7 protein-coding genes are annotated in these 6,156 nt (G+C 31.9%); 6 read left to right on the forward strand and 1 reads right to left on the reverse strand.

Translation table 11 applies throughout. The features are described 5' to 3' along the window. The 6 genes from ABIK75_02815 to nadA form a co-directional block, all read left to right on the forward strand. Window positions 1–245 (forward strand): hypothetical protein (locus ABIK75_02815; protein ID MEO0090021.1); only part of this gene is annotated, 245 nt, incomplete at its 5' end. Beyond that, entirely contained in the window at window positions 242–1,294 is a 1,053-nt protein-coding gene (locus ABIK75_02820) for a DUF362 domain-containing protein (protein MEO0090022.1), read from the forward strand. The genes ABIK75_02815 and ABIK75_02820, both read left to right, overlap by 4 nt. After that, window positions 1,284–2,009 (forward strand): segregation/condensation protein A, encoded by a 726-nt coding sequence (locus ABIK75_02825; GenBank protein ID MEO0090023.1) that lies wholly within the window; start codon window positions 1,284–1,286, stop codon window positions 2,007–2,009. Before ABIK75_02820 ends, ABIK75_02825 begins: the two co-directional genes overlap by 11 nt. Next, window positions 2,006–2,350: an MTH938/NDUFAF3 family protein gene (locus tag ABIK75_02830; protein ID MEO0090024.1), complete on the forward strand. Its 345-nt coding sequence runs from the start codon at window positions 2,006–2,008 to the stop codon at window positions 2,348–2,350. The genes ABIK75_02825 and ABIK75_02830 overlap by 4 nt, the downstream gene beginning before the upstream one ends. Next, the gene (locus ABIK75_02835; protein MEO0090025.1) at window positions 2,351–2,806 is read left to right on the forward strand and encodes a DUF488 domain-containing protein; all 456 of its coding nucleotides are present in this window, start codon (window positions 2,351–2,353) and stop codon (window positions 2,804–2,806) included. Continuing rightward, window positions 2,778–3,680 carry a quinolinate synthase NadA gene (gene nadA / locus ABIK75_02840; GenBank protein ID MEO0090026.1) on the forward strand — a complete coding sequence of 301 codons (903 nt, stop codon included), beginning with the start codon at window positions 2,778–2,780 and terminating at the stop codon, window positions 3,678–3,680. The genes ABIK75_02835 and nadA overlap by 29 nt, the downstream gene beginning before the upstream one ends. On the opposite strand, the gene ABIK75_02845 is transcribed toward nadA, so the two are convergent. Then, window positions 3,675–6,156 (reverse strand): T9SS type A sorting domain-containing protein (locus ABIK75_02845; protein MEO0090027.1); only part of this gene is annotated, 2,482 nt, incomplete at its 5' end. The two genes, nadA and ABIK75_02845, sit on opposite strands and share 6 nt — an antisense overlap.

Here is a 6,156-nt window from a genome sequence, read left to right on the forward strand (position 1 = left end):
AGTTAACCCATTTACCGCCAACTCCGATTTCTACTTTAGAAAAGGCATACAAAATTGCCAAAGAAGTAGGTTTGAAATATGTTTATATTGGCAATGTGCCTGGCCATCCTTATGAGAATACCTATTGTCCTTATTGCCATAAACTATTGATAAAAAGAATAGGGTTTTCGGTTTTAGAAAATAATATTGTTAATGGTAAATGTAAATTCTGCCAAAAGAAGATTGCGGGAGTTTTCCTTCCATGAGTAAAAGTATTGTTTATTTTATTCCTTATAATAATAAAGAGAAAAATTTAAATTATCTAAAAGAGAAGATTGAAAAGGTTTTTTCTTTAACCAAATTTTTGGAAAAATTAAATTACGGAAGGAAATTGGCAATCAAAGTTCATTTTGGGGAAGAGGGAAATAATAACCATTTAAGACCGGAGTATGTGAGAATAATAGCCGAACTGGTTGCTCAAAAAACCATTCAACCTTACTTAGTAGAAACAGCCACTTTGTATCGAGGAAAGAGAAATAATAAAAAAGAACATGTCCAATTGGCTTGGGAGCATGGTTTTACCCTTGATAATACCCTTTGTCAAATTGAAATCCTCGATGGCAATGCCGGTGAACGTTATTACGAAGTAATAATAAACTCTCAATATACCAAAAAAGCAAAGATTGCTCAAAAGTTAAGAAGATACTTATATCTTATTAATCTCGCCCATTTTAAAGGACATTTAGCCACTGGTTTTGGTGGTGTATTAAAGAATTTAGGTATGGGTTTAGCTGCCAAAGGGGGTAAATTGGATATGCATTCTTCTTCTCATCCTTTTGTCAATGAAAATAAATGCATTGGCTGCGGCATTTGTGTTGATTATTGTAAGGAAGGAGCGATAAAAATTCATAATGAGGTAGCTAAAATTGGACCTCTTTGTGTGGGCTGTGCTGGTTGTTTAGCAATCTGTCCTAATCATGCGATTGAATTTCGTTGGGACCAGAGTACAGATATATTGGCAAAAAAGGTATTAGAATATGCTAAAGCAACTCTTATTAATCGTTATGCACTACATTTTAATTTTCTAATCAATATTACTCCTAATTGTGATTGCTACCCTAAGACCGAAGAGAAGATAATGGAAGATGTTGGAATTCTTATTTCTTTTGACCCTTTGGCTTGTGACCAAGCCGGTTTTGATCTTACCAAAAAGGTGATAACTAAATTATATGCCCATTTAAATTATGATGAGATATTTGACTTTGGAGAAAAAATTGGCCTAGGAAAAAGAGAGTATGAACTCTGTGAGATTTGAATTAGATTTAGATTTTTTTAGTGGCCCCTTAGATCTACTGCTTTATCTTATTCAAAAAGAGGAAATTCCCTTAGAAAGAATACCGATCGCCTTTGTTACCGAAAAATATCTATCCTTTCTCACTCCTTACTTAGAAAAACCTGATTTAACAAGCGAAGAGATAAATAAACTTTCAGAATATCTCCTCTTGGCACTTCTTTTAATCCGTTATAAGTTACGGGCTCTTTTAAAATTAAAAAGAGACGAAGAACCTATTCTTAAAGAGCAACAGGAAGAAGAAATCAGTTTTTATAAAATTAAAGAAGAATTTAACTATTATAAAAAAGTAGCACTCCTATTAAAGGAGTTAGAAGGAGAAAAGATGAAATTCTTTTCCCGTGAAGGGAATTTTCTAAAAGAGAATTTAGAAGAACCTTTAACCATTTTTGAATTAGTAAAAAGTTATCAAAAAGTTTGGATATCCCTCAATAGTACAGCATCAGAAATTACTTGGTTAGAAAAAAGAAAGATTAATTTAGATGAAAAAATGAAAGAAATAAGAGAAAAAGTAAGGAATTTGCGTTTCTTAGAATTTAATCAATTAATCAATGACTTTAATTGTAAAGAAGAGATTGTGGTAACCTTCTTTTTGCTACTGGAATTAGTTAGATTAGGCGAAATCAGACTTATCCAAGAAGAAGTTTTTGGTAATTTAATAATTATTGCTTTAAAATGAAAATAGAAAAAACCGGCTTCGGCTGGATAATTATTGATGGTAAAAAATATGATCACGATATCTTGATCTTGACGAATGGCAAAATTTTAAACCGTTATGAAAATTTTACCGGTAATAATCATGAATTCAGCATAGAAGAAGCCCGAAAATTACTCAATCCCAAACCAGAAGTTATCATCGTCGGTACTGGGCAGAGCGGTATTTTAAAAGTAAAAGAAGAAACGATCGAATTTTTAAAGAAAGAAAAAATAAGATTGGTTGCCTTACCTACACCAAAGGCAATAGAAATTTTTAATAAATTAAAAGAAGCAAAAGCTGGCCTTTTCCATCTAACCTGTTAAATGAGAATATATACTTTAGGAACTGCCAACCGCACAAAAGAAGAATTTTTAAAAATTCTTGATAAGTACCGAATAAAAGTAATTTTTGATGTCCGTCGATTTCCTACCTCTCATTTTGAACATTTCAGAAGAGAAAATTTAATAATAATTTGTGAAGAGAATAAAATTACTTATACTTATTTAGGAAATGAACTCGGTGGCTTTAGAAAAGGGGGCTATTTAAAATGGACAGAAACGCAAAATTTTAAAAAGGGAATAGAAATCATTTATAAAACTGCTACCTATTTACCAGCGGTTATCCTTTGTCGAGAAAAGTATCCCTTCTATTGTCATCGGAAATATATTGCGGATGACTTAAGTAAAAAAGATGTGGAAGTAATACATATAATTGATGAAGAAAAAATTATTCTTCATAAGGAGTTGAGCTATGAAAGATATAATAAAAGAAATAAATGAATTAAAGAAAAAGAAAAAGGCAGTTATCTTAGTCCATAATTATCAAAGACCAGAGATTTATGAAGTGGCTGATTTTATTGGTGATTCCTTGGATTTATCATTAAAAGCAAAAGAGACTAATGCAGAAATAATTGTCTTCTGCGGTGTCCATTTTATGGCAGAAACTGCTAAAATTTTAAATCCCCAATCAAAGGTTATTATTCCCGATATAAATGCTCGTTGTCCGATGGCGGATATGGTGGATAAAGAAAAATTATTAATCCAATTAGATAGATTGCCGGATGTTTATGTTGTCAGTTATGTGAATACTACTGCCGAAGTAAAAGCCCTTTCTTATATTTGTTGCACTTCCGCCAATGTTGTTAAGGTTATTAGCCAAATTCCGGAAGATAAACCAATACTATTTGTGCCTGATAAAAATCTGGCAGATTATGCTAAAAGAAAAACTGGAAGAAAAGATATAATTCCCTGGGACGGCTTTTGTTATGTCCACCATCTCTATTTTGAACCGGAAGATATTAAAAAGAAGAGAAGAGAGTTCCCAAATGCCAAAATTATTGCCCATCCCGAATGTAAACCAGAGGTATGTGAAATGGCAGATTTTATTGCTTCCACTTCTGGTATGGTAAAATTAGCAAGCATCTTTGAAGAACTTATTTTGGCAACCGAAGTTGGTTTATGTGAAAGAATAAAAAGAGAATATAAAAATAAAAAATGCCAACCCTTAAAAGATAGTGCTATCTGCAGTAATATGAAAAAGATAACAATTGAAAAAGTCTTAAAGGCGTTAGAAGAAGAGATTTATGAAATTACTATTGAAGAAGATATAAGAAAAAAAGCCGAAGAAGCCTTAAATAGAATGTTTGCTTTATAAATCCAATATTACCTTCCTTTCTACATTTAAAGAATTTGATTTTATTTTAATAAAATATATTCCTTTGGGTAAAGATTTTTTGATTGTCACCTTGTTAGTATACTCTCTCTTTTTATAAACCAGTTTTCCGGTAATATCAAAAATCTTGATGGAAATATTCTCTTTTTTTGGTAAGTTAATCAAAATTGGTTTTCTTATAATTAAGGGTAATAATACTAATTCTTGATAATTAACTTCTTCAATTCCGGTAGTGAGGGTATCAAAACCAATACCATATACCTGGTCAATAATTACGCCTGAATCAACATTTACCTGGTCGCTACCAAAATGGAAAGAGAGACAAAATCTTGAACCAATAGCCAAAGGTAAATTAAAGAAAACAAAATTCCAATCTCTATTGCCAGTAAAACAGGTTTCATTAGGAATACCAACATTACTCGGGCTTGCCCGTCCATCATAACGGATATTATAAGGATAAATAATTTGCCATCTGGCTGAAGGATAGGCTAATGAACATTTCATATTATAACCATCCCTATTATATTCAGTATTATACTTGTGCCAATAAGCAAGATAGCACGGAGAAGCCTTAACAACAAAAATTGGTGAAAGCAATTTCCAATTAGCATTATTCTCATAAATACTTGTTGTGAAAACCCAATTGTTATTAATATTAAGATACTTCCAACCATTTTCAGGAATTGCGGTATAGCCATCTTTACCATCTTCAAAACTTTCTAAATAATCATAGACATAAAAATCATAATCTACTTCATTATTTCCCCATACTTCATCCAAAGGAAAATCAATCCAGCAGTTCGCATAGTATTCACTCCGATTAGGTAATGGTGAAAAGAAAGAGAAGGTCAATAATGTCTCACTTTCCGGCAAAAGTTCTTGAATATAAATAGAATCTTCATAATCTCCGTCTTCGATATAAAAATATACCCAAAAATCTTGGGCACTTCTTTCACCATAATTTCTTATTCTTACTTGTGGTTGAAACCGAGTATGTTTCATTAACTGAGTAGGTGAAATTAATTCTTTTATTCCCATATCATAAAGAATTCTTCTTTTAAAACCACAACCGTAGATTTTATCAATCTCTGTTCCGTAATAAATTTCGTCACCATCGCTACCAAAATGGAAGGCAATTTTGAAAAACTCTCCACTATCAACAGGAATTTTAAGATAGTTTATTCGCCAAGGATAATAACCGGCATAACAAGATTCATTAGGAATTCCTCGATTACCAGGACGAGCAATGGTATCGTATCTATGTCCTAAACCAGGATAGGCGTGAATAATTCGCCAAGGAGAGCCAAAAACCGAACATTTCACATTATAACCATCAAAACGAAATTCATTCTCATATTTATGCCAATAAGCAATTATTGGTGTATCAACTAAAGCATAAAAAGTTGGACTTTTAAGGATATAATTGGCTAAATTCCAATAACAATAAGTGCTCCAACCACCAGGGTCACCTGGTAAACCCAAATAGGAACGATAATACCACCCTTCGTTGGTTTCAAAATACCCATTTGATTCTCTAAAATCTTCATAGTAATTATAAGTAAGAACTAATTTACTTAATGAATGGCTATAATTATTTTCCGGATATTTTTCGGGATAATAATAAAGACTGCATAATAAAATATTATAAAGGGATTCTAAACAAGCATAATCAAAAATAACTTCTGCCTCTTGACTGGGCAAAAGATTATTAATTACCCTTTCAGAAAAATAATCTCCTGGTTTTATTCTTAAATGTAATATAACATTATCACAACTCATTAGACCATAATTTTTCACTCTTACTTTTGGGTGGAAATAATCGCCACACCCTACCGGTTCTTTGGGATAGGAAAACTCTTTTATCTCTAAACAAAAGTAAGGAGAAAGATTAGAAAAACCAATTCCATAAATATTATCAATAAAGACACCACCTTCTTCACTCCAAGCATTATCGCTACCAAAATCAAACCTTAAATAAAATTTAGTATTCTTTGGAACCGGTATTTTAAAATAATTTATTTTCCAATCAGAATAACCGGAATAACAAGATTCTCCTCTTATCCCCAATGTCCAAATAGAGGCAATTGTTGAATACCTTTCTCCTAAACCGGGATAGGCAGATAAAAGACGCCAATTAGAATTTTCCGTTGAACATTTTAAATTATAACCATCATAATAAAATTCAATATTATACTTATGCCAGAAGGCAACAATTGGTGAATCTATTAAGGCAAAAAAGGGTGGACTCTTTAAAGAGAAAATTGCCATATCATGATAATCAGCACCAATTCCATCCGCACTAACAAAACACCAATCATTATTTCTTCCCCATCTTAACCGGCGAAAAGTGCTCTCCGGTAAAGAAATAAAATCACCTTCACTTTCCTCAAAATTTTCAAAATAATCATAAATAAAAACAACCTTCTCTTTCAAATTATTACTACTATCCTCATCCAAT

This window comes from candidate division WOR-3 bacterium, assembly GCA_039801725.1.
In the GTDB taxonomy this organism is placed as follows: domain Bacteria; phylum Hydrothermota; class Tepidihabitantia; order Tepidihabitantales; family DTDR01; genus DTDR01.